Source organism: Pseudoclavibacter helvolus, assembly GCF_049707175.1.
Classification (GTDB): Bacteria; Actinomycetota; Actinomycetes; order Actinomycetales; family Microbacteriaceae; genus Pseudoclavibacter; species Pseudoclavibacter helvolus_A.
Genome location: NZ_JBNAFM010000013.1, coordinates 103800 through 126481, shown reverse-complemented (window position 1 = coordinate 126481; position 22682 = coordinate 103800). Strand labels below are relative to the sequence as shown.

The 22682-nt window shown below is 65.0% G+C and carries 22 protein-coding genes; 3 read left to right on the top strand and 19 right to left on the bottom strand.

Annotation, left to right across the window (positions count from 1 at the left end):
- The first annotated feature begins 213 nt into the window (after nt 1–213).
- Nucleotides 214–372 carry a hypothetical protein gene (locus ACPYN9_RS11995; protein ID WP_424466759.1) on the top strand — a complete coding sequence of 53 codons (159 nt, stop codon included), beginning with the start codon at nt 214–216 and terminating at the stop codon, nt 370–372.
- Nucleotides 373–388: 16 nt separating this feature from the next.
- Here the strand turns inward: ACPYN9_RS11995 and ACPYN9_RS11990 are convergent, their stop codons facing one another.
- The 10 genes from ACPYN9_RS11990 to ACPYN9_RS11945 form a co-directional block, all read right to left on the bottom strand.
- Nucleotides 389–1756 (bottom strand): O-antigen ligase family protein, encoded by a 1368-nt coding sequence (locus ACPYN9_RS11990; RefSeq protein WP_424466758.1) that lies wholly within the window; start codon nt 1754–1756, stop codon nt 389–391.
- Entirely contained in the window at nt 1753–2967 is a 1215-nt protein-coding gene (locus ACPYN9_RS11985; protein ID WP_424466757.1) for a Coenzyme F420 hydrogenase/dehydrogenase, beta subunit C-terminal domain, read from the bottom strand. The genes ACPYN9_RS11990 and ACPYN9_RS11985 overlap by 4 nt, the downstream gene beginning before the upstream one ends.
- Entirely contained in the window at nt 2964–4094 is a 1131-nt protein-coding gene (locus ACPYN9_RS11980; RefSeq protein WP_424466756.1) for a polysaccharide pyruvyl transferase family protein, read from the bottom strand. Before ACPYN9_RS11980 ends, ACPYN9_RS11985 begins: the two co-directional genes overlap by 4 nt.
- Nucleotides 4091–5209 (bottom strand): polysaccharide pyruvyl transferase family protein, encoded by a 1119-nt coding sequence (locus tag ACPYN9_RS11975; RefSeq protein ID WP_424466755.1) that lies wholly within the window; start codon nt 5207–5209, stop codon nt 4091–4093. Before ACPYN9_RS11975 ends, ACPYN9_RS11980 begins: the two co-directional genes overlap by 4 nt.
- Nucleotides 5206–6264, bottom strand: a complete 1059-nt coding sequence (locus ACPYN9_RS11970; protein WP_424466754.1) for a glycosyltransferase family 4 protein — start codon at nt 6262–6264, stop codon at nt 5206–5208. The genes ACPYN9_RS11975 and ACPYN9_RS11970 overlap by 4 nt, the downstream gene beginning before the upstream one ends.
- 15 nt (nt 6265–6279) lie before the next feature.
- The gene (locus tag ACPYN9_RS11965; protein WP_424466753.1) at nt 6280–7350 is read right to left on the bottom strand and encodes a glycosyltransferase; all 1071 of its coding nucleotides are present in this window, start codon (nt 7348–7350) and stop codon (nt 6280–6282) included.
- A complete protein-coding gene (locus ACPYN9_RS11960; protein WP_424466752.1) occupies nt 7347–8627 on the bottom strand; it encodes an oligosaccharide flippase family protein in 1281 nt (426 codons plus the stop codon). Before ACPYN9_RS11960 ends, ACPYN9_RS11965 begins: the two co-directional genes overlap by 4 nt.
- Complete coding sequence (locus ACPYN9_RS11955) at nt 8624–9574, bottom strand: glycosyltransferase family 2 protein (protein WP_424466751.1); 951 nt, start codon at nt 9572–9574, stop codon at nt 8624–8626. Before ACPYN9_RS11955 ends, ACPYN9_RS11960 begins: the two co-directional genes overlap by 4 nt.
- A gap of 62 nt (nt 9575–9636) precedes the next feature.
- Nucleotides 9637–11109 carry a polysaccharide biosynthesis tyrosine autokinase gene (locus ACPYN9_RS11950; RefSeq protein WP_424466750.1) on the bottom strand — a complete coding sequence of 491 codons (1473 nt, stop codon included), beginning with the start codon at nt 11107–11109 and terminating at the stop codon, nt 9637–9639.
- A 212-nt stretch (nt 11110–11321) separates the two neighbouring features.
- Nucleotides 11322–12098 (bottom strand): SGNH/GDSL hydrolase family protein, encoded by a 777-nt coding sequence (locus ACPYN9_RS11945; protein WP_424466749.1) that lies wholly within the window; start codon nt 12096–12098, stop codon nt 11322–11324.
- Between the two features lie 184 nt (nt 12099–12282).
- On the opposite strand from ACPYN9_RS11945, the gene ACPYN9_RS11940 reads away from it, so the two are divergent.
- A complete protein-coding gene (locus ACPYN9_RS11940) occupies nt 12283–13338 on the top strand; it encodes an acyltransferase family protein (RefSeq protein ID WP_424466748.1) in 1056 nt (351 codons plus the stop codon).
- A 54-nt stretch (nt 13339–13392) separates the two neighbouring features.
- Nucleotides 13393–14598: an acyltransferase gene (locus ACPYN9_RS11935; protein ID WP_424466747.1), complete on the top strand. Its 1206-nt coding sequence runs from the start codon at nt 13393–13395 to the stop codon at nt 14596–14598.
- Here ACPYN9_RS11935 and galE read toward each other — a convergent pair.
- From galE to ACPYN9_RS11890, 9 genes are read right to left on the bottom strand one after another with little or no spacing between them, the layout of a single operon-like run.
- Complete coding sequence (galE, locus tag ACPYN9_RS11930; RefSeq protein ID WP_424466746.1) at nt 14588–15577, bottom strand: UDP-glucose 4-epimerase GalE; 990 nt, start codon at nt 15575–15577, stop codon at nt 14588–14590. The two genes, ACPYN9_RS11935 and galE, sit on opposite strands and share 11 nt — an antisense overlap.
- Before the next feature lie 37 nt (nt 15578–15614).
- A complete protein-coding gene (locus tag ACPYN9_RS11925; RefSeq protein ID WP_424466745.1) occupies nt 15615–17354 on the bottom strand; it encodes an ATP-binding protein in 1740 nt (579 codons plus the stop codon).
- Nucleotides 17354–17758, bottom strand: coding sequence for a response regulator transcription factor (locus ACPYN9_RS11920; RefSeq protein WP_424466744.1), 405 nt, complete (start codon nt 17756–17758; stop codon nt 17354–17356). The genes ACPYN9_RS11925 and ACPYN9_RS11920 overlap by 1 nt, the downstream gene beginning before the upstream one ends.
- Nucleotides 17758–18117, bottom strand: coding sequence for a response regulator (locus ACPYN9_RS11915; RefSeq protein WP_424466743.1), 360 nt, complete (start codon nt 18115–18117; stop codon nt 17758–17760). The genes ACPYN9_RS11920 and ACPYN9_RS11915 overlap by 1 nt, the downstream gene beginning before the upstream one ends.
- Nucleotides 18114–18254 (bottom strand): hypothetical protein, encoded by a 141-nt coding sequence (locus tag ACPYN9_RS11910; protein ID WP_424466742.1) that lies wholly within the window; start codon nt 18252–18254, stop codon nt 18114–18116. The genes ACPYN9_RS11915 and ACPYN9_RS11910 overlap by 4 nt, the downstream gene beginning before the upstream one ends.
- Nucleotides 18251–19747, bottom strand: coding sequence for a glycosyltransferase (locus ACPYN9_RS11905; protein WP_424466741.1), 1497 nt, complete (start codon nt 19745–19747; stop codon nt 18251–18253). The genes ACPYN9_RS11910 and ACPYN9_RS11905 overlap by 4 nt, the downstream gene beginning before the upstream one ends.
- Complete coding sequence (locus tag ACPYN9_RS11900) at nt 19747–20562, bottom strand: PHP domain-containing protein (RefSeq protein WP_424466740.1); 816 nt, start codon at nt 20560–20562, stop codon at nt 19747–19749. Before ACPYN9_RS11900 ends, ACPYN9_RS11905 begins: the two co-directional genes overlap by 1 nt.
- Complete coding sequence (locus tag ACPYN9_RS11895; protein WP_424466739.1) at nt 20555–21517, bottom strand: ATP-grasp domain-containing protein; 963 nt, start codon at nt 21515–21517, stop codon at nt 20555–20557. Before ACPYN9_RS11895 ends, ACPYN9_RS11900 begins: the two co-directional genes overlap by 8 nt.
- A complete protein-coding gene (locus ACPYN9_RS11890) occupies nt 21514–22599 on the bottom strand; it encodes a response regulator (RefSeq protein ID WP_424466738.1) in 1086 nt (361 codons plus the stop codon). The genes ACPYN9_RS11895 and ACPYN9_RS11890 overlap by 4 nt, the downstream gene beginning before the upstream one ends.
- Nucleotides 22600–22682: the final 83 nt, after the last annotated feature.

The following is a 22682-nucleotide window of genomic DNA, read 5'->3' as shown; positions in this document are numbered from 1 at the left end:
CAATCACCACAGACCCCACACCGGGATCGGCGGCCAACGCCCCTCAGACCGTGTTCACAACCTCACGGGTCAATACAGCTAGCGGACTACTTTGCACAGCTGCCGTTCGCCTATCTGATGCTGGCCCTCGGAGCAACCCTCCCGATACGCCTCGGTTCACGCACGGACTTGTCGTATGGCCTGTATATCTGGTCGTTCCCTATCCAGCAGCTCATGTCCATTGTTGGCATCGCCTGGCTAGGACCCTTAGGAGCCGCGACCCTCGCCGTCATCCTGACGCTGCCGGTCGCTTGGCTCTCCTGGACGTACGTTGAGCGGCCGGCCATGCAGCTTCGCAAGCGCCTCCAGCGGCGTGAGGTAAGAGACCACTGACGACAGGTGGATCAGTTCATCGGCGGACGGGCCGCACCAGGGGTCTGTACTTTGCCTGCAGCCCTGGTTTCCGCCGTAGGGGCTCCGGGTCGACGACAACGTCTGCTTTGACCGATGCCAGGTACGCGATCGCGATCCAGATCGGGATGAACGTCCAAGCGGGGCTCGTATTGAGCGCCACCACTACGAAGATGCCCATGGCCAGGTACGAACGATCCGAGCGACGAACGCGCCATAGGAGGTATACGAGGAAAATGACGAAGACGATCGCCGCGAAGAACCCCAGTTCGGACATGATCTGCACGTAGGCATTATTAGCGAGCGGTCGCTTGAGAGCCAGAGCGAAACCCACCGGCAAGTCACTGAAATCAGTGTGATCCCGGTACCAATATCCGTAGCGCCCAGGCCCAACTCCCACGAACGGATTCTGCGAGGCAATGCCGAACCCGGTCTCGATGTTCGTGGACCGCGCACGCATGGAGAACTCAATATTCGCGGAGAAGCCATTCGTGTCGCCTAGACCTAGCTTTCCCAGTTGCATATTCACGAACCGGCTGACTGCCGGGACGAACGTGTAAGTGGCGATGGCGAGGAAGCCCAATGCTCCTCCGGCGGTCGCTACGCGCGTGGATGGGCGAACTACGAGGAGAAGTAGACCACCTGCTGCGAGGCTCAAGTATGCGGATGTCGACTGCGAGAAGAGCAGGGTTGCGATCGCAGTCCAGACCGCGACGCGATCCTTGAGCCGCATACCGGTGAAGAGGGCCAAACCTGCGAAGAAGCCGAGGAGGTTACCTTCGAGGAATGGACCGTTACGAACTACCGAGGTACCGAAGGTAGTGCCGACCTGCGTGACACCCTGAACCGCGGCAAGGAGTTGCGCCTGGCCGACCAAGCCGAGCGCAAGCTGGACGAAGCAGTAGAGCGCAGCCAACTTGATCGCGATGTTGACTCCACGCGCGATCCAGTCCGGGCCAAGACGTGTGCCTGCTTGCCAGGCCAAGAGGAGCACAAACGCGCCGAGACCGAAGTACTGGAGTATGTCGAAGGTCAAGCCGCGTTCGTACCCGTCGAACGGGTATGGAGCGAGCGGCTCTATGAGGTTCACGATCGTCGATGCAGTCAGCAAGAGCGCGAACACGGCTAGGAGGCCGGCGCCGGCGAAACGGTGGACTGTCGTCCTGCGCTCTACAAGGAATAGGATCAGCGCCAGTGCGCCGAATATCTCACTGAATTTCAATGGGAAACCGACGGGGATCGTAAAGGCCTGCTGAAAGGGCATCAATACGATGGCGAAGTACATGAGCTTTTCCGCAAGACCGGAAGGGAGCTTCGGCGGTTTCTCCTCCGGAGCGCTTTTAACCCTGAAAGGCTGCGTGGTCATTGATTGGCTCCCCGCACACGGGCCTTCACGAAAGTGCGCGCGAATGCCTTGGCCGAGGTGCGCGGGTCGCGGATCGCCCGCGCGACCATTCCGTAGCCGCGGTAATTGGGAATGCGGTTGCCTGCGATAACGCGCGCTGCCAGGCGAGCCGCGAGAGTCTGTTTGCGGTTCACCTGCAAAGGTTGAATTCGTGCAACGTCGTCGAGTGAGACCTCCTCGAGGACCAAATACCCGGCCTCTGCTGCCGCCAAGAGCAACGTCTGCCCACGCTCCGTCCTCGCGATGGCCACCGAGGATCCTTGGGTCTCCTCGAAGACCGGATAGCCGAGCTCATCAGCTTCCCAGAAATCTCCAACGGCGACGTCGGCATCTTCGCCTGTCCCATCCGGACAGATCTTGCAGCGCCACTGCAGGTCGCGGCCCAGATGCTTTCCCCATGAGTCCTCGTAGGAAAGCGAGCCAGAACTCTTTGGGCTTTCCGCGGAGAAGCGCCCGGGCCAGCCGTTACCTCGATATCGAAGTGACGTCGCCTCGCTCGGATCCACCCCCAGTTTGGTGATGAGTGCGTTCGTTGCTCGCTGGCTCGGGGTACCCGCGCAGAAGAACGAGAGCAGAAACGGGGTCTGAGCCTCACCGCCAGCAAGCTCTGAGAACCGACGCATCGCTGAGATCTCACAGGGCTTACCTGAAACGGCGCCGACTGGGCCCGAGCTCGGTGCACCGGCGAGTACGGAGACCGGCGCGTAGCGTGAGCCGCCGGCAGCGAGCGCTTCGGCGCGTGATTGGATGCGTACGGGCACCGTGCGCGTCGGCGCAGCCGGGTTCGCCCCCGCTGCTGCCACTGTCTCCGCGTGACCAGTCTCCACGAGGAACTGCGAAAGCGCAGTCAGTACACCTGCGCTACTCCCGTTCTCTCTGACCTCGGGATCTGCAGCCTGCGCCCGCCAACTGGTGATGTATGAGCCGAACGTCGCATGATCGCGACGCATTCCTCGATCAGCACGCGTCATGACGACGCCAGGACAGATTTTCTTGAAGATCTGTGCCTCTTCGCGACCGCTCGCACCGGCGTCCTGCACTCGCGGGCGCATCCAGCCGTCCCCGCGAAGCTCCATCGAGACATCGCCCGAGACGAGGGTGCAGCCGCCGCATCCGGAGCAGTTGCCGTTCTGCACGACCCGCTCGACGGCCCGGCCCAGCGGACTGCTCACGAGTGCGAGCTCTGCGTCACGCCGCGCAATGCGCGGACGACTTCCTCGAGGCGAGCCTCGGCGCGGGCGCGCACAGCACCTGCTTCGTTCTTCAGCGAGGGATCTCCGACTCGTTCGAGGATCTCGTAGGTGGCAGATACTGGATCGGCCTCCGTCCTTAGATCGACGACGTGGTCCCACCCAATATCTCCGAGCAGGGGCGCGAACTTCCGGGAGTACGCCCAGGGAAGGGCGGGTGTTCCCACGGAGATCGCGTTCAAGCATGCGTGCATTCGCGCGCCGATGAGCAGGTTAGCTGAGGCCGCGATGTCGCGGACATCCGCTATCGACGTCGGCCGCTCGACCACGGCATCCGGGAACTCGCTTGCCAGTTCAGTGACAACGGGCCAGTCGTTGTCCGCACTGGCGCTATCTAGAACGTGTGGCATGAGCGAGACCGCCCGGCCGTCGGCAAGAAGGCGGGCGACGAGGCCGCGAACCGAGTCCCGGTACTTCGATGCATCGACATGGTGATTGTCACGCCAGAGAAGTCCGGAGGGATTCACCACGACGTCACGGGTTCGGGCGACCGCCGGAACGGGAAGTGCGAAGACGACATCCGTCGCTGATAGGTCAGCTGGCCGTCCGAGCTGTGCCGCCTCCTGCTCGCTCGCGTTGTCGCGAGCGAGCACCAGCGCCATTCGCTTCATGGAGCGCGCGGCGAGGGTGCGTGGAATCCAGCGTGTGAACGGCCCGATCGTCTGCGGCGCGAGGATCGTGGGCACCCCAGCACGCTGACTCGCCGCTTGTGTGTACAGCAACAGGCCCAAACGCCGGAGTCCGTAGATGTCAGTGAAACTGTCGCCGCCTCCGACATCGGCGACGACATCATAGCGGCGGAAGGTCGCGCCGATCGGCCCGCGCCCCAAACGGAGCGCGTCCCTGACGACCGCGGCCTTGTTGAAGCTCACGCCGGTGTCTCCGCCGTCGTAGTTCTGAACATGCACGACGGTGTCCGCTCCCCACGCACGCCTGGACAGCGCAGTCATACCTTCAGCAAGCACGCGAACGCCGAGATTCGGCGACGTCGGGTCCGCGCGGAGCAGCAGCACCCGCAGCGGTCGGGCGTTCTGTGGTTCGTGACTCATGGCTTGAAACCTCTCAAGGTATCGACGAGGGTCTGACGTCGGTCGCGTAGCGTCGCGGTTGCATGGGCGACTGCATCCCAGTACGTCGTCGGGTCCTCACGCAACTCGGAGACCTGAGCACGGACCGCTTCGGGGTCGAAATCGTACGCGTTGTGCACGAAGCGCGAAAGACCGAGATCGTCGTAGGCTCCGAACCCCTTGCGCTCGTAACTCAGGTGCACACTGGGAACACCAAGTCGGACGCTCTGGAGCGCGCCGTGCAGACGTACGGAGACCGTGACGGCAACCCGGTCGCTGGAGGTCTTGGAGACCCCGGCCCTCAGGCTCCTGAACTCCCGATCGAATCCCAGACCGCGATAGTACGCGGGGTCGTCATTGCCGCGCGCTGTAGCCTGTGCGAGGAGCTCAATGCCATCCGCCGAGGCGAGGTCGCGAATCCGTTCGTCGTACTTTCGCACTCTTGATCGACTACCACTCAGCGCGCGGGCGACCAGGCCGACCTTCGCGTTGGGTCGCACCTGAGCTACGTCCTCGGGACGCCACTCGTCAGGGAGACCAAGCAGCGCGAGATCCGGCGTTCGCTGCACGTTCTGCAGCGAGGACAGGAGGGCGAGGCTTCGATCGTCGCGCACGCACACCAGCGATGCATTACCCAGGCGTCGCCTCGTGGGTTCGAGGGTACCGAAGCGCAGAGGGCCGATGCTCTGGGAGAGATAGATGTACGGAACCGTCCGCTGCCGAGCCGGCAACTGGACGTAGTGCGTTAGAACCATCTTGAAGGCCTCTAGTGGAGTCTTGGACCGAAGGTACCCTCCGCCAACGGCGACCACGAGGTCCGCACGGTCGATGAGACCCGCGACATCACTGCGCAACCGGCCCTTGGAGAGCGTCTTGAGACCGAGCTTGACCTGTCGAAGGGAGCTGCCTTCCTCATCCCCAAGAAGCGGGTGCACGGCCCGTCCGAGATCCTGGTCACGAAAGCTCTCGGGATCGTTGGCGACAAGGTTGATCTCAGCGCCAGGGAAAGCCTCTCGAACGAGTGCCGCAGCTTCTTCGACCAGGAGACCGTCGCCTGAGTTGGTGACGCTATAGCCGTGCGTCAGGACGACTCTCACCGCGCAGTCTCTTTCAGAACGTTCGCGTGCGCGGCGATCGATTCCTCCCACTGGAAGCGCTGCGCGTTGCGCAAACCTTTTGCGCGAAGCTCATCTGCGAGGCCAGGTTCGGTCGCGACCCGGAGCATAGATCGCTCGATATCTTCGCGCCCCAGACCCTCCACAATGAGCGCAGCATCTGCGGCTACCTCCCGCAGCGACCCTTCGTGGCTGCAGATGACGGGAGTGCCGCAGGCCATCGCCTCTACAACCGGGAAACCGAAGCCCTCGTACTTGGAGGGGAAGCAGAAGGCGAGTGCGTTGCGAAGCAACGGCAGCAACAGCGCCTCGGAAACACGCCCGAGGTACCGGACGCCCTTGGTGTTCTGGACGACTTCGACGATCTCATCGCTATCCCAAGCGGCAGCTCCGGCGACGATGAGCGGGATGCCTGTCTGCTCGAAGACTCGCTCAGCTGCCTTAGCCAACTCGATGATGTTCTTCCTGGGGTCGAGATTGCCCAGGTACAGGAAATAGGGCCCGTCGATTCCGGCGGCCGCGAGTTCGGCGTCGTCGTCGGGTCCTCGCTCCGGGCTGAACTTGCTGTGGTCGATGCCGTGAGGAATCGTCACGATCTTCGACGCGGACCCAGGCGCGACAGTGACGATATCCGCTGCAGACGATTCGGAGCCCGTGATGATCCGGTCAGCCAGTTCCGCAAGGCGGGTCACCCGAGTCCGCCACAAGAGATCGGCCGCGGGGCTTCGCACGTTGTCGACGTGCAGAGTTGCCAGTCCCTGAATCGTCGCGACCACCGGGATTCTGCTCGGGACGAGTGCACCGGTGTCAACCGGGTAGTGGAGCACATCAAACTGCTCGAGCTTCGACGTTGGCAAGATGAGCCCCTCCCAGACAGCGTAAGAGACCGGCCTCAGTCTAGAACCCGACCCTGCGGGGCGTCCGATCGTGTAATCGATGCCGTGCCTACGGAGACCGGAGTACACGGTCCGCGCGTAGCGCGTGTTGCCTCCGACTTGCCGATCAAGGACTCGCCCTGAAACCAGTACTCGTGTCATGTATCTTCCTTCGCCTTACCGTGTCGCGGTCGAATAGACGCGTTGGAGCGCGATCTGCTGGTGGGTGTCGGTGCAGTCCGCGAGAGCTTCGTCGAGCTCATCCGCCACCCGCTCGCGGTACTCGCTGTCTGAGAGCCGATCCCAGATCGTCAGGATCTCGTTCGGCTGGGTGATCATGAGCGGAACGCTGACGCCCTGGAACGCCGTGATGTCGCGAACGATCGTCGGCACGCGCAGCGCTGCCACCTCTAGTACTCCTACGGGGAACCCCTCCCAACTGGCGGAGTGCAGGTACACGTCAGCTGACAGCATACGGCGGAGCACCTCTTCGCGCGGAAGCCATCCAGTGACTTCGACATCTGCGTCAGACATAGCCGCTTGCAGCTCCGGTTTGTCTCCCCCACCGATCCAGAGTGCCCGCAGCTCTCGGCCCTGTTCCCTCAGTGAGCGCACCGCGCGAGCGAAGAACTCCGGGTCCTTCTGCGCCCCGAATCTCCCGGACCCTACAAGAGTGAGCGGACCGTCCTCGGTTCGGCCGGATGCGTCGGGTGCCGCCGAGTCCTGCGGAGGCACATTGGGGACGTAATAGCGCGAGGCTCTGCTCAACGGCCAATCCGACAGCGCGAGCTCTCGCCTAGAGCAGGCCGCGAAGACCGAAGTGTTCAATGCGAGGATCGCTTCGGCACCGAAGAAGACTTTCCTGACAAGGCCGGAAACGTCGCGACGCTCGAAGGCATAGCAGTGGGGCGTGTAAGCGATCGGCCGGTGGCTACTGGCGCGCACCGCGAGCCGAACGTAGACGCCGGCGTAGCTCGAGTGCGCGTGCAGGACCGCAGTGGGGAATCGTCGTCGCATCGCTCTGACTGCGCGGATGCGCGCGAGGTGTCCGGGCGGGAACTTCGTCACGGACTCGAAACCTTGAAGCGAGGAGGCATCAAGCGGCGCGTCCTGCCGGGTCGCGTAGAGGAGGTGGTGACTGACCTCCGGTGCGTTGCGGCGGTAGTCGTGGATGGCGGACATCACCCCACCTGCGTAGCTCTCCGCGATGTGAACCACGATGCGAGCACGATCGGCGTGTTCGGTCATGAAGAGCCTCTCTGCAAGAAGGCCCGGACCGCGAGAGGGAGATCACGCGGCCGAGGGACGATGTCGAGGGGAGGGATGCGCAGGCTGACGAGGGCGAGCGCGAAAGTGGTCGCGTACCCGATCACAGCCGCCCATGCGGCACCTTGCGCGCCGAAGGCGCTTCCCATCGGGTACATGAGACCGATTCCGATGGCGAGACCAACGACCTGCATGGCCGTCATCGCTTTTCCCCTGCGCTGCGCGATGAGCGCCGAGACGGCGATGTAGTTCATGGCGATGAAGACGCATCCGAACAAAGTGATCCAGCTGACGACCACCGAATCGCGGAAGTCCTCACCGAAGAGACCTGGAATCAGCCAGATCGAGACGAGGGCAAGCCCCAGGGCAACTACCACCACGATGACCGTGATCTGGCGGATGGCGCCGGAAATGAGTGCCTTGTCTTTCGTGCGCGCGAACGACTGAAATACTGAGGCCCCGAGGGCGACCGCAAGACTGAAGGGAAGCATGCCAATAGTCGATGCAACCGAGTAGATGCCGGTTGCTGAAGCGCCAATAACCGGTAGCACGAGGAGCTGGTCGAGACGATAGCTGGCCATTTCAGCGAGCTGGCTGCCCCACATTGTGAAGCCCTCGCGGACAACAGACCAGAACTCTCGAATTTGTCCGCCTCTGACGCTCATCCAGCTGCGACCGAGCACGAAGGCCGCGACTGTTCCGGCCGCGAAGCAGAGCAGCACAGTTCCAACGGTCAGATGTCCGGTCAGCCAGAAGATCATGACGCCGATGAAGTATGCGACTGACTGAATGCTGACGAGGCAGACCATTCGGAAATATCTCCGCTCGGCGACGAAGACGTTGAGGTCCGTGGTCCACAGCACGGTCAGGCAGCTGCTTGCCATCGCGACCAGGAACATCGCTGAGTCCGTGGTGCTGAGCTCGCCAAAGAAGAACAGATGGCACAGCACCCCAATCCCGAGGGCGGGGAGCACGGTCAGCCAGCCGAACAACCGTGCGGTCTTGACCAGTGATGCGAGCGTCGCCGGGTCCGCATCGACCGACCTCCGACGGACGGCGAGCGGAACTCCCATGCCTATGGCAATCCCGGTGATCTGGACGGCCGCGAGCGCCGCGCCCGTCAGGCCACGCCCTTCCGTGCCGATGGCCTGTGCAATGATCGGCGCCGTCACGAGTGAGAGGATCGCCGTGAGTGCACGCCCCATACTCATCGCAATCGGTGTATCAAGGACCCGCTTCAACTTGCGGAAGAACCTCATGCGGCGCGGGCTCCGGAATGATCGGAGTGCGCCGTCGGATCGAAGCGCCGACGGTCGCGATGGAAGCCCCATCGGGCCACCTCCCGGAGCCGGCGCGCGCGATCTGCCGCGTGCTTGGGCTGACGAACCTTGGTCAGGACACCGAGCAGCGTGACCGCGGTGTGCTCGAGCCGACCGAGCAACGAGAGCGCGTACGGCTGGTGCCTGGCAAGGAGCCGGAGGTGCGCGTCTGTGCGCGCTGCCTGGACGAGCCCCGACGACCCCTCCGATGAACCACCCGCGTCGTGTCGAATGATGCTCTTCGGCACTAGCGTCAGTCCGACGCCGGCACGTTTAGCACGCAAGGAAAGGTCAACATCTTCGCCGTAGAGGAAGAACGATTCGTCAAATGGCCCGAGCTTCACGAGGACATCGCGGCGGCCAAAGAGACCGGCGCCGCAGAGGCGGGGAACCTGAACGGGCCTAGCAGCGTCGCGCCAGCCTTCAAGCGTCCTCGCAAATTTCCTCTTCTTCAGGAAAAGCGAAGTTGATGTCCACCAGAGGTTGTAGGCATGGATTTGAGCCCTGTCCCCATTGAGGAGCAGCGAGTTGAACAGCTGCGGTCCGGCCTGGACACCTGCCTCTGCGAGAAGAAGAGAGAGTGCGTCGGCGTCGAGCGTGGAATCTGGATTCATGAGGAGAACAAAGTCTCCCTCAGCCTGCGCGACGCTAGCGTTCACCGCCTCGCCGAAACCCAGGTTCTTGCCGTCCCCGATCACTTTCGCGGCTGAGGAGATAGCCTCCCGGTCAAGACCGCCGTTATCAGCGACCAGGACCTCGAGGTCCACATCAGCACGCTCAGCTGCAACGCTGACACTCGACAGGCTCGTGTTGAGGAGAGCAGACGGAGTGCGGTAGGCCACGTAGACCACACTGACGCGAGGTCGACCTGTCTCGGTTTCACGCATTGCGACACCTGTCTGGGGTAGAGGGCCGTTCGACGAACATGGGACGAGGTACAAGCCTCGGATTACCTGGAACCGCCGCGCTTCTGCCGCGCGCTAGTGACGATAGGCATCTGACCAGTTCCGATCTTCCGGTACTCGGTCGTAGGGTTCCCTGCGTCGTCTGTCCCGTAGTAGGCGCCGTACGCACCGTACGAGCCGTATGCGTAAGAATCTGGTCCCTTGGTTGGCACCTTCGTGACGACGATGCCAGAAACTTCCGAGCCAATCCCCTCAAGCTGGGCCACTGCCCCTGCGAGCGCTGAGCGCGGCGTCTGCCCACTCGCCACGACTAGGAGCGTGCCGTGGGCGAGCTCGCTCAGAACTGCACCGTCGGTAACGAGAAGCAGCGGGGGCGCGTCGATGATCACGTAGTCGTGCTCCGCGAGCAACTGGTCGTGGACCTGCTGCATCGTGTGCGATCCGAGGAGCTCGCTCGGATTTGGTGGGATGCGTCCTGCGGGGAGCACGTAGAGACGTCCTCGACCCCACCGCTGCAGGACGTCCTTCGGCTCGGCGCGGCCGCTCAGGAGGTCGGTCAAACCAACCGAACCGTCGATGCCCATGGTCGTCGCGACCTTCGGCTTGCGGAGGTCGCCGTCGACGAGGACGACCTTCGCGCCCTGCTCTGCAAGAGCGATCGCGATGTTCGCCGAAGTCGTGCTCTTACCTTCGGACGGCAATGAACTCGTCACCACGAAGCTATGGCGAGTGTTTTCGATGTCCATGAAACGAAGGTTCGTGCGGAGCGCACGGTACGACTCGGCCTTGGGATTCTTCGGATCCTCGTGCACGATCAATGGACGCTTTCCTGCATCGGCATCGTAGGCGATCGTTCCAACGATGGGACGGTCCGTGATCTGCGAGATGTCGTGCGTGCTGCGGATCCGCGTGTCAACGAACTGCCGGAGTACTGCAATACCGAGCCCGAGCGCGAGCCCTACGACGGCGCCAATGACGATGTTGAGCGGCACGCGAGGACTCGTCGGCTCGCTGGGGACCTGAGCAGATTGGACCGGCTCGATCTTGACGAGACTCGGGGCGGTCCCTTCCGGCTTCTCGAGCTCGTTGACGATGACGTCCACGAAGTTGGAGGCGACAGAATTGGCGATCGATGCGGCGCGCGCTGGGTCTTCGTCTTCGACGGTGATCTGGATGACGACTGTGTTGAGCTCATTCGTCGCGCTGATCTTGTTCGCCAGGTCCTGGGGGCTCATCTCAAGACCCAACTCCGTGATCACACGAGACGTGACGATCTCTTTGCTCACGATGTTCGTATAGGACTGAACGGCCTGCCGAGCGAAAGTGGTGCCAGAAGCGATGTCCTGCGCGACGGCACTGTCCGAAGATCGCACCGAAACATAGAGCTCCGACGTGGACTCATACTTCGGCGTCATCAGAATCGAGATACCAGCCCCTGATGCCACACCCGCCAGCATGCAGATCAAGATGATGATCCAGTTCTTGTGCAGGATTCGCAGGTAGTCGCGCAGTTCCATAAAGGTCCGTCCGTGTGTCTCTCGCGCTCGTGCCGCTGCCGCTTTCGCGGCAGGCACGAAACGGGTGGCTCGCGGTTCGGAGCGCAGGGGGTATCTCAGGCAAGCTGGGGCAAGCCCGGCCTCATACTACTGGTGTCATGTTATTGGGCTGTAAATTCGTGAAATGTGCCGAATCAGTCGCAGATCGGGCACACGCTGGCTCAGAACGCTGATCAGCCGCCGATTTCCACGGGCAGGCCCGCGTCCACAGCGTTCGCGATGAGCTGGTGACCCGCGTCGTCCGGGTGCAGACCATCGAGCTCGAAGTACTGGAACTCATCCTCGAAGAGGTGACCCACGTCGAGGTACTGCCCGCCGACTGCGGCAACATCCGACTTGATGAGGTTGGACGTCAGAGTGAGCTGGGTCGGGTACGCCGTCGCGACCCAGAACGGTGAGACCGCCAGGATGCGCGCATCCGGCAGCCCGGCACGAAGATCGGTGAAGACCGACTCGACGCCAAGCTCCTGGTCGAGCTCCGACATGTTCAGACCGCCCGAGACGATCACCACATCTGGCTGCGCCGCGATGGCCTCTTCGACCTGAAGCGCGTACGAGTTCCACTCGTCCAGCCCCTGGCCGTAGCTCGCGCCACTGACGCCGAGGTTCAGCTCTTCCCAACCGTTCGCCGCCGCGAGCAGCGTGGTCCAGCGCAGCGACGGATCGCTCGCGCCGACACCCTCCGTGTACGAGTCGCCGATGAACGCGACCGTCAGGCCGGTACCCGCTGGGGTCGCCGACGGAGCCGAAGCAGATGGAGCACCAGCGGAGTTCGTCGCCGAAGCGGCATCCTCCGAGCTGGAGATTGTCAGTACTGGGTCAGCGCCGGCCCCCGCAGGGACCTCTCGAGGCATGAACGCCAGAGCCACCAACGCGACCGCAGCCAGAGCCACGACCACGAGCAGTGTCAGCTGGGGCCAACGACGCGCACTCTGGTTGCGTGTTTTCATTTCCCAGTGATCGTACCGGCCCGGCGCGACACCTTGTACTCCCCGGGGAACCGAAGACGTTTCCGACACGCGCACATCCGCGGGATTTAGCCCTGGAAGAGGTTTCAAATTCGCGCAAATTCGCCATGTCTAAGCCCAAAAAGTGGACAAGTGTAGCGTCGAGACACGGCGGAAGGGGGAACGCATGGCAACGCACGACTCGGCACCACGCGCATCCGCGACCCTCCCACGTCAACGCGAACGCTGGATCGACGTGATCCGCGGCGCCGCCATTCTGCTCGTCATCGCCAACCACGCCATCGATGTCCCGATGCACATCGCCGACATCGCGCCAGGCACCGTCATCGACGACATCACCCTCTACTTCGCACCGTTCCGCATGACCTCGCTCATGCTGCTCTCCGGCCTCCTCCTCCCCCTCGCGGTCGCCAAACCACCCGGTCGCTACTACGCCAGCAAGCTCCGCACCCTCGCCTGGCCCTACGTCGTGTGGCTCGTCATCTTCTGGATCGCCACCGAGAACCCCACCGAGTGGATGCGCCCAGACGGCTGGGCCACCCGCAGCTGGCTGTGGTTCATCCTCTGCCTCTTCGCCTACTACGTCGCCGCACCACTGCTGACGCGCATCCCGAACCCCTGGTTCGCCGCCGTACCCATCGCGCTCTGGCTGCTCAGCACGGTCGCCCCAGAAGGCACGCTCTTCGACCTCAGCTACTACGGCGGATTCTTCTTCACCGGCCACCTCATCGCCCAGAACCGACACGTGCTCCGCCGCCTCGACACCGCACCCGCCATGGTGCTCCTCCTCGCCGGAAGCTCCCTCTTCGCGCTCCTCACCGTGTTCCAGGAACACGGACTCACCCTCACCAGCCCCGCCGCTCCCGGCACCAACGACGACGGCGACATCCAACGCTTCGACCTCGTCTGGGTACCCATCGTGCTCGCCGGGATCGCCGGCACCATGCTCCTCGCCAGACGCATCCGCGGCGCCACCGGCGACGGCCAGCAGCCCGCCCTCTCGCGCCTCCTGCAGTACATCGGCCGCAACTCGATCGCGTTCTACCTCATCCACTACCCACTGCAGATCGTGGTCGTCAAACTGCTCGCCGCGTGGGGCGTCAGCGCCCAGCCCGTGTACCTCGGCACGTGCATCATCGCCGCACTTGCCGTATCGTTCGGCGCTGTTGCCCTACGCCGCCGCAGCCGCGTCGTGGATGCCCTGTTCACCTTCCCGAGGTGAGCGGAACCGGCTCGCGCGCCGCGAACACAACCCAGCGCACCACCTGAGATCACGATGACCACACCAGCACGCACCGAGCAACCGGCCCCCCGCGTCTCTACAGATGTGACCCCCGGTTCCAGCGCCGCCCCCGCGAGACGACGCGAGCACTGGATGGACCTCGTCCGCGGCGCCGCCATCCTGCTCGTCGTCACCTTCCACGCCAGCGCCATCCCGATCTTCCTCACCGGAGTCGAGCCGACCGCACTCATCAACGACCTCAACACGTTCTTCGCGCCCTACCGCATGAGCACCCTCCTGCTGCTCTCCGGCATGCTCCTCGGCCGCTCCCTCGCCAAGACCGGCCCCGCCTACTACACGGGCAAGCTGCGGGCCCTCGCCTGGCCCTACCTGCTGTGGGGCACCGTGTACTGGCTCGTCACCATGCAAGACGGCTGGACCGACCCCGGCAACTGGGTCGCCCTCAGCTGGCTGTGGTTCATCTTCTACCTCGCCATCTACTACCTCGCCGCCCCGCTGCTCACCCGCATCCGCGGCCCCTGGTTCGCCGCAGTCCCACTGACGCTCTGGTGGCTCAGCGCTGTGCTCTCGGCCCGCGGCCTCGGCTCCGTCGACCTCTGGGGCGACCTCGCCTACTACGGCGGGTTCTTCTTCGCCGGCCACCTCGTCGCCCAATACCGGAGCCGGCTCGCGCGCATCGAGAGCTGGCCGCTGCTCATCGGATGCGCGGGGATCGCCGCAGCGTTCGGCACGCTGCTCATCGGGCAGACGCGCGGCACCTACTTCGGCCTCGACGGCGCTCTCCAGTGGGTGTCCAACTCGAGCACGACAGCGCCCGGAGACACCTCGCTCACCGCCGCAGTCCGTCTCATCGACCGCTACGAGCTCGTGTGGATCCCCATCGTGCTCGCCGGCGTCGCCGCCATCATGATGATCACCCGCCGCCTCACGGGCTTGCAGCGCGGCCGCGACGGCGACACTGCCCGCTGGCTGCAGTACATCGGACGCAACTCCGTGGTCTTCTACGTCGTGCACTACCCGGCGCAGATCATGATCACCTCATGGCTCGGCGACTGGGGCATGATCGACCCCACCTGGATGCTCATCATCAACACCGTCGTCGCGATGAGCCTCAGCTACCTCTTCTGCTGGCTGCGCCGCTGGCCCGCCGGCGACGCCCTCTTCGTCTTCCCGAGAGGGCGCCAGCGCCGGCCAGCGGCAGCCCCAGCGTCTGCTCCTACGCCCGCCCCTACGCCTTGACCGGGGCGCCGTTGCGCTCGAAGCCCGACCAGGCCGACTCGACCATGTCGTCGAGCGAGTACTTGGCTGCCCACCCCAGCTCGCCCTTGATCCGGGATGCGTCAGCCACCAGCAGCGCGGGGTCGCCCGGGCGGCGCGCGGCCACCTCGACCTCGAACTGCTGCCCGCTCGCGCGACGCACCGCATCCACCACCTCGAACACCGAGTAGCCCTCGCCGCGACCCACGTTGTACTCGGTCGACACCGGCGTGCCCGCGGCGATCGCGTCGAGCACCGCGAGGTGCGCATCGGCGAGATCGACGACGTGCACGTAGTCGCGCACGCACGTGCCGTCAGGCGTCGGGTAGTCGTCACCGAACACCAGCGGCGCCTTGCCCTCGGCAAGCTTCTCGAAGATCATCGGCACCAGGTTCAACGCGAAGCGGTCGGCCAGCTCATCGCTGCCGGCGCCCGCGACGTTGAAGTAGCGCAGCGAGACCGCGCTGATGCCCGCCGCCTTCGCCGCCGCCTGCACGAGCCACTCGCCAGCGAGCTTCGTCTGCCCGTACGGGTTGATGGGGTTCTTGACGTCGTCTTCGCGAATCGGCTCGTCCGACCCGGTACCGAGACCGTAGACCGCGGCCGACGACGAGAAGACGAGGCTCCTCACGCCCGCACGCTGCATGGCCTCGAGCACGTTGGCGAGCCCGCCCATGTTCTGCTGGTAGTACCATGCGGGCTTGGCGACCGACTCCCCCACCTGCTTCTTCGCGGCGAAGTGGATGACGCTGGTCACCTCGAGCGCCTGCATGATGTCGGCCAGCGCATCCGCCGCACCGGTCGTCGAGATGTCGAAGTCGAAATGCGGCGTCGCACCCACCTTCTCCGGAGTGCCCGTCGTCAGATCATCGACGACGACAGCCTTGTCGCCCCGAGCCTCAAGCGCCGCGAGCACGTGGGCGCCGATGTAGCCGGCGCCGCCGGTGATGAGCACAGTCATGGTGATTCTCCTCAGGAAGGCGGTGACGGCGGCCCGCTCAGGCAGGCTCCTCCACCAGTCTGGCAGGTTCCGGCGCCGGCAGACGAATCTCGAAGGTCGTCCCCTCACCAACGGTGCTCGACGCGTCAAGGCGCCCGCCGTGAGCCTTCACGATCGCCAACGTGATGTTCAACCCCAGGCCGACCCCGGGCACCGCCTGCTTCGTCGCCGTCGTCGCCCGGAAGAACTTCGTGAACAGCCGCGACATCTCCGCCTCGGGAATGCCCATGCCCGTGTCGCTCACCGAGACGACCACCTCGTTGCCCTCGAGGCGCAGCCCCACACGCACCGTGCCACCCGCGGGCGTGAACTTCACGGCGTTCGAGATGAGGTTGTCGACGGCCTGCCCCAGCCGCATCGCATCGCCGCCGAGCACCACCTCGGCACCCGCCTCATCGCCGACCAGCTGCACCGACGCGGCCGACGCCGACGGCACCGCCGTCTCGATCGACAGCCGAACGACGTCGTGTAATTTCACCGGCGCGATCTCCATCGGCACCTTGCCTGCGTCGACCTGCGCCACGAAAAGCAGGTCGCCGACCAGCGAGAGCAAGCGGTTCGCGTTGCGCTCAGCAACCTCGAGGTAGTGCCGCTGCTCGTCGTTGAGCGCCCCGCTCTCCTCGTCCTGCGCCAGCTCCAGATACCCGAGGATCGAGCTCAGCGGCGTCCGCAGCTCGTGCGAAATCGTGCCGACAAACTCGTCCTTCACCCTCGACGCCTCGTTGACCTGCGTCATGTCGTACGCGATGAAGATGTGGCCGACCACGTCGCCCTCGGGCGTCTTCCGCGGCGAGCACGTCATGAGCGCGGGCATCGGCGCACCCTTCGTGCGCACCAGCTCGACGAGCGTGCCCGCCTGCTCCGCGCATCCCGCCAGCTCGACGAGGCGCCGCAGCAGCTCGGCACCTGCGGCCCCACCGCCGATCGCCGACGCCGACGCCTCCGACAGGAACTCCGTCACGTTCCTCGACCCCACGACCTCGCTCGAGCTCGGGCCGAGCAGATTGCGCGTACCAGGGCCCCACGCCACGATCGTCCCGTCGAGCTCCGTCACGATCACGACCTCATGCACCGCCGCGTTCCAGACGCTGCGGTTGAACGCCTCCGACGCCCGGAGCTCGGTCGACGCGATCTCGCGCGCCCGCTCGCTCTCTTCGACCTCCCTCAGCCGCAGCTCGCGCTCCTCAGCGAGCAGCCGGGCACCCTCCACCTGCACGCGCGCCCGATGCGACAGCTCGTTGACGATGCTCGCGATCACCGCGAACACCAGCGGCGTGAACACCACCCGGAGGATGAGCGGATCGTCCCAGGGCGCCGTGCCGACGAGGTACGGCATCGCCAGGGTCACGACCGAGGTGCCGATCGCGACCCAGATCGCCTTGCGCCCCCGCTCGGCCGCGATGAAGATGAGCGGCAGCAGGATGAGCGACGTGAACATCGACTGCGCCCCACCGGTGCCCGCGCGGAACAGGCCGAGCGCCAGCATCGTCGCGATCGGCAGCACGAAATGCCACCCAGCCGCGAGACGAGCCCACGGCACCAGGAACGCAGCCGCGGAGAGCACGAAGATCGCGACCACGCCGGTCCACGTCGGACCGGGATCGGTCACCCGCACCCCCGGAATCAGGGCGATCGCCCCGAGCGCCAGCACCAGCCCGAGCACCGAGGCGAGCTGACGGACCGCGGGCGACGTCGAATCGAACGTGAGGCTGCCGAACCAGACCTTGGCCGCGACCATCACAGCTCGATCGCCTTCAACCGCGCCACGAGCCCCGCCAGCGAGAACGGCTTCGTCAGATACTCGTCGGCACCCGCATCCTCACCGGCCTGCTGGGCCACCCCATCCGCACTCGCCGACACGATCACGATGTGCACCCGGTCCCCGCGCTCCTGCGCACGCACCCGAGCCAGCACCTCCAGCCCCGAAAGACCCGGCATCGACACATCCAAGATCAGCACCTCGGGCTCGCACTCGAGCGCCGCCTCCAACGCCGACCGGCCATCGCCGACCGAGCCCACGATCTCGAACCCGGCCCGCCGCGCCGCCGTCTCCAGCAGGAAGCGGATGTCATCGTCATCGTCGGCGATGACGACACGAGCCGGCGCTCCTTGCAGTCCTCGCGCTCCTCCGGCGAGCACCATCAGCGCAGCCTCGCCCGAAGACGCCCGACAAGCTCCCTGACCTCCGCGCGCGTAAACGGCTTCGGCAGCACCTCATCCGCACTCGGATACTCCGACGCATCCAGCACCGACGAGATCACGATCGCCACCTCAGGCACCAGCGCCTGAATCTCGACCCGCGCATCCCACCCGCTCTCCACCCCAAGCAGCAGATCGATCACCGCCACCTGCGGCGTGCGAGCGCGGATGCTCGCGAGCGCCTCCTCGAGACTCGCGACGGCAGACGCAGAACAGCCCGCCTTCTTGAAGTGCGTGCACAGCAGCTCCCGCTGATCCTCGTTGTCGTCGACGATCAGCACATGCAGGGGCGCGTCGCTCACAGGAAGAACACCTCTCTGACAATGACCAGCACGACGACGCCCGCGAGCGCCAGCGCCGCCTGCCAATACAGTCGGAGCTCCGCCCGCGCATCGCGGTCGATCTCCTCCTTCAGCCGCCGCTCACCAAGCTCTCTCATGACAGCACTCGCCCGCTCTTCTCGGTCTTGTCCCACGTCATGGCCGCGCCCCTGGCCTCCTTGATGTACGCGTCGAACGTGACCGCGCACAGAATCGGCCCATAGCCGATCACGTAGATCAGCACCGGGTTGAGCACGCGGCCCACCCTCGTGCCGTCGATCAGCTTCATGCCCCAGGCCGCGACCATGCACACCGAGATCCACGCGAAGATCGCGAGGTTCCACGCGTCATACCCGCCCGGCGTGAGCGAAAGGCCGAAGAGGGCCGGGATGCGCTCCTCGAACAGGCCGGGGAAGAACGCCGCCAGCAGCACGATCATCGAGATGAGCCCCGGGAACAGCAGCACCTCGCGCCACGAGACCCTGCCTGCCTTCGGATCCAGCTGCGCCGCGAACAGCATGATGTACACGTACGCGCAGCCGACCACGATCCACAGCGCGCGGAACACCACCGACGCCAGCGGCGAATCCATCAGATACAGGCCGATCAGCCCCACTGACGACAGCAGCATCAGCACCGGCAGCAGGAACACGCTGAACCAGAACAGGCCGAAGGAGATCGAGCCGAGCCGGTGCCTGCGCGTCGGCCGGAACCAGAGATGACGGTACCGCGTCGTGAGCTGCACGTTGCCGCGCGCCCAACGCAGCCGCTGCTTCCACAGGTCGCGGATGAACCGCGGCTCCTCAGCCAGCACAACCGCGTGCGGCTCGAAGACCACCTTGCGGCCCGCGAGCTGCGTCTCGAACGTCGTCACCGTGTCCTCAGCCAGCGAGCTCGTGTCGATCTGCCCGCCGATCGCCATGAGGTTCTCGCGCGAATGCAGCTGCGCGCCACCCGCGAGGCACGCCAGCGCCCCGAGCACGTTCTGCGCCCGACGGCTGCCGATCTGCGACAGCACGTACTCGAACGAGATGAACCTCGTCAGGTAGTTCTTCCGCAGACTGCCCTCGCTGATGTACGCGGTCACCGACCCCACCTCGGGGTCCGCGAGATGCCGCGTCATCTTCCGCATCGAGTCCGGCAGGTAGATGACGTCGGCGTCCATGATGAGGAGCGCCTCCATCCAGTCCTCGCTCAGCACCCGACGAAGCCCGTGATTCAGCGTGTGCGCCTTGCCCTCGCCACCCTTCTCGCGACGAAGATGGAACACACGCCCCGGATACCTGGCCGCCCGATCGAGCACCACATCCGGCGTCTCATCCGTCGACGCGTCATCCACGACGTACACGCGCAGTCGCTCCGGCGGATACTCGAGCGACATCAGCCGGTCGATCGACGCGCCGATCACCGCCCCCTCGTTCCACGCCGGCACCACCACGGCCACATTCGGCAGATACGGTGCCGCCTTCGCGTAGTGATTGAACCTCGCGTGGAACGGCACCAGCAGGAACTGGTACGCCATCGTGAACGCCGGCACCGCGCCAAGCGCGACGAAGACCACGAAGATCAGCGCGAGCACGAGCCCGCCGGTGTCCAGCCACTCCTGCGACATCAGCCGACCTGGGGGGCGTTGGGTGCTGACGACGCTTGCGGGGTTTGCGGGGCTTGCGACTCGGTCGCCGCGGGAACCTGCGCCAGCAGCTCGCGCACCCTCGAGTACACGCCAACATCGTCGGCATGATGGCTGTCCGTCGACGCGACCAGCGTCGCCCCCTCCGCCAACGCCACACCGATCGACCTTGGAGACGGGCACGCCCATTTCTCGTTCACCTCGATGGAAGTGCCCGTCTCGCGAGCACCCACAGCCCACGCCCGCAAGTGCTCAGCGCTGAGCTGAGACTCGTCAAGGCCCACCTTCGGCAGGATGGAGAACGGATGCGCGAGCTGCGCGCCGCCGCCCGCCGCGTGCATCGCCGCCACCGTCGCGCCGATCAGCAAATCCAAGGCATCCCCCACCGAAAGCCCCGCCGCGAGACGCTCCCGCGTCGACGTCGGCGACCACGGACCGTCCACACCGGGGAACTGATGATCAGCGATCACGATCCCATCCACGCCGCCACGCCCCACGCGCAAATCGCGCGGCACATCCAGCGTGCCCCGCGCATCCAAAATCTTCGCTTCCACCCCACTGAACAGCTCAACCCCCGTCGACCGCCTGGCCGACGCAACCGCAGCCACGAACTCGGGCACCCACGGCGTATCCACGCGCACATGGTCGGTCGCGCGCATCCGCACCAGCCCCCGAGCTTCCGCCGCGCGGACGTTCGCCTCCATCGGGCTCCTGGCGTCATCCGAAAACACGGAATGAACGTGCCAATCGCCGAGCAGCAACGCCCCAAGGCCCGAGGCCAGCAGCGGCTCAGTCACGAGTGAGCACGTCCTGCCACGGCAAAAACACGTCCTCCAAGAAGCGCACATTCGCGACCTCCCGGAACTCCACCCGCTCCGGCACCTCAAGCCCCAACGCCAGATCGACGGCGATCGACGGCATGTCGACACCCGCCGCGATCGTCAACGGCATTGCGCCGGAGAAACGCGGATTGATCTCCAACAGGGCAGGGCGACCATCAGTGCCATACCGCAGCTGCACATTCGCGACCCCCACAATGCCCGCCGCGCGAGCACACGCCGCAGCCGTCTCCTCCAGCTCAGCCCGACGCACCGTGCGACCCGCAACCGCAACCCCAGAATCCACGCGCGCGCGAAGACGAGGCACCGCCGCGATCGCCGAACCATCAGCGCCCATCACCACGTCGACCGAGAACTCATCGCCAGGGAGGTTCTCCTGAATCAACAAGCGCTCATCGAAGGCCTTCGCCTCCAGCTCCTCCCGCGAATGCACCAAATGCACCCCGCGCGAACCCGCGCCACTCCGCGGCTTCACAATCACCGGGAACGACCACTCACGAGCCACGCCCGCCGCATCCAACAACGCCGTCGCCGGCACCGCCGCATGCGGCTCACACGCCTGCACCAACAGCCACTTGTCGAGACACGTCGCCAACGCATCCGCCGACGGCGCCGCCAGCGCCGCCCCGAGCTCACCCCGCCGCGCCGCGAGCGCAGGCAGCTCCACATCCACCGTCGACACCAGCACGTCAATCTCGTCAGCCGCAATCAGCGCGATCACCGCATCACAAAACTCCGGCGCCAGACCAGCCGGCACCAGACGACGCCTCGCCGCCTCCACCAGATACAGCCCGCTCGCCCAGCCATCCATATCGGCCGCGAACACCTCGACATCAGCACGCCCCAACAGCGAACGGATGACCGCCACACCAGCCGGACCGCCAGCCCCCGTCACAAGAACTCGATACGTCATAGCTGCGTCGTCTCCCCAACGTCGGTCGTGATGCCATGCGACGCGGCCGAGAACTCGCCCGCCCCGCGATCCGGAGCGATACTGCTCGCATCCCTGATCACCTCAAGCGGCTCGCTATACGTACCCGAACCGAACCGCGACCAATACCGAGCCGCAGAAAGCACGTAGTCGGGCTCCAGATAATCGCGGATGCCCGCCTGCGACGCGAACCGCGCAAGCAGGCCGAGCTTCGCCTCCGTATAACCATCGACCGTCACGAACTTCGTCGGCCGGAAATCGATCGTCGACGACGGACTCTGATAACACGCCACCGTCGCCACCCGACGACTCGCGACGAGCGTCGCCTCATGCACCGCCCGATGATCCTGATGACGGTCGTTCTTGGAATGCGTGTACACAATGTTCGGATCAGTCTCAGCGATCACGCGCTCGATGATTCCCACCGTCGGATCACTATTCGGAATCGCCGTATCGGTGAGATCCTCGAGGAACAGGCGAGCGCCCAACGAATCCGCCGACGCCAACGACTCGTGCTGCCGGTCGGACACATCGCCACCCCGGCCACCACGAGACAGCGTCAGGATCACGATCGAATCGCCCGCCGCCGCGTGTGCCGCCAACGTTCCACCGACGCCGATCTCGACATCATCCGGGTGAGCACCGATCGCCAGGACCCGACGCTGCGACGTCAACGCGCGGCGAACCCGGGCCTCTTCCACGAGCCGCTGCACCGTACTCACCAGCAGCGCGCTCGCAATCGGCTTCTGCAGGAACTCATCCGCACGCTCCCGCAGCGCCCGAACCGCATACTCCACCGAAGCATGCGCCGTCATGACAACCACCGGCAGATCCGGCCTGATCTCACGCAGCCGGCCGAGAACCTCAAGTCCGCTCATGCCGGGCAGCTCGACATCCGTCAGCACAAGATCCGGAACGAATTCCTGCACGTGGACCTGCACGGTGAGCGCATCGCCCAGCACGCGAATCTCGCACCCCAGGCGCCTGCGGAGCACGGTCGCCAGAAATTCGGCAACGTCGGCATCGTCCTCAATGATGAGAATTCGAAAGGGAGCCGCGGCCATGGTCGGTAACACTAACCGTATTGGGGACCCAAAACACGCCTTCTCGGCGATTCGTGCATCCCGGCCAACAAGGGCATGTCGGG

Bases quoted from the DNA above. Each gene is read 5' to 3' on its own strand.
- ACPYN9_RS11935 (WP_424466747.1), top strand. From the start codon at position 13,393: ATGACCACACCAGCACGCACCGAGCAACCGGCCCCCCGCGTCTCTACA.
- ACPYN9_RS11970 (WP_424466754.1), bottom strand. From the start codon at position 6,264: ATGACACGAGTACTGGTTTCAGGGCGAGTCCTTGATCGGCAAGTCGGA.
- ACPYN9_RS11925 (WP_424466745.1), bottom strand. From the start codon at position 17,354: ATGGTCGCGGCCAAGGTCTGGTTCGGCAGCCTCACGTTCGATTCGACG.
- ACPYN9_RS11995 (WP_424466759.1), top strand. From the start codon at position 214: ATGTCCATTGTTGGCATCGCCTGGCTAGGACCCTTAGGAGCCGCGACC.
- ACPYN9_RS11960 (WP_424466752.1), bottom strand. From the start codon at position 8,627: ATGAGGTTCTTCCGCAAGTTGAAGCGGGTCCTTGATACACCGATTGCG.
- ACPYN9_RS11905 (WP_424466741.1), bottom strand. From the start codon at position 19,747: ATGTCGCAGGAGTGGCTGGACACCGGCGGGCTCGTGCTCGCGCTGATC.
- ACPYN9_RS11940 (WP_424466748.1), top strand. From the start codon at position 12,283: ATGGCAACGCACGACTCGGCACCACGCGCATCCGCGACCCTCCCACGT.
- ACPYN9_RS11950 (WP_424466750.1), bottom strand. From the start codon at position 11,109: ATGGAACTGCGCGACTACCTGCGAATCCTGCACAAGAACTGGATCATC.
- ACPYN9_RS11990 (WP_424466758.1), bottom strand. From the start codon at position 1,756: ATGACCACGCAGCCTTTCAGGGTTAAAAGCGCTCCGGAGGAGAAACCG.
- ACPYN9_RS11980 (WP_424466756.1), bottom strand. From the start codon at position 4,094: ATGAGTCACGAACCACAGAACGCCCGACCGCTGCGGGTGCTGCTGCTC.
- ACPYN9_RS11955 (WP_424466751.1), bottom strand. From the start codon at position 9,574: ATGCGTGAAACCGAGACAGGTCGACCTCGCGTCAGTGTGGTCTACGTG.
- ACPYN9_RS11895 (WP_424466739.1), bottom strand. From the start codon at position 21,517: ATGACGTATCGAGTTCTTGTGACGGGGGCTGGCGGTCCGGCTGGTGTG.
- galE (WP_424466746.1), bottom strand. From the start codon at position 15,577: ATGACTGTGCTCATCACCGGCGGCGCCGGCTACATCGGCGCCCACGTG.
- ACPYN9_RS11890 (WP_424466738.1), bottom strand. From the start codon at position 22,599: ATGGCCGCGGCTCCCTTTCGAATTCTCATCATTGAGGACGATGCCGAC.
- ACPYN9_RS11945 (WP_424466749.1), bottom strand. From the start codon at position 12,098: ATGAAAACACGCAACCAGAGTGCGCGTCGTTGGCCCCAGCTGACACTG.
- ACPYN9_RS11910 (WP_424466742.1), bottom strand. From the start codon at position 18,254: ATGAGAGAGCTTGGTGAGCGGCGGCTGAAGGAGGAGATCGACCGCGAT.
- ACPYN9_RS11920 (WP_424466744.1), bottom strand. From the start codon at position 17,758: ATGGTGCTCGCCGGAGGAGCGCGAGGACTGCAAGGAGCGCCGGCTCGT.
- ACPYN9_RS11965 (WP_424466753.1), bottom strand. From the start codon at position 7,350: ATGACCGAACACGCCGATCGTGCTCGCATCGTGGTTCACATCGCGGAG.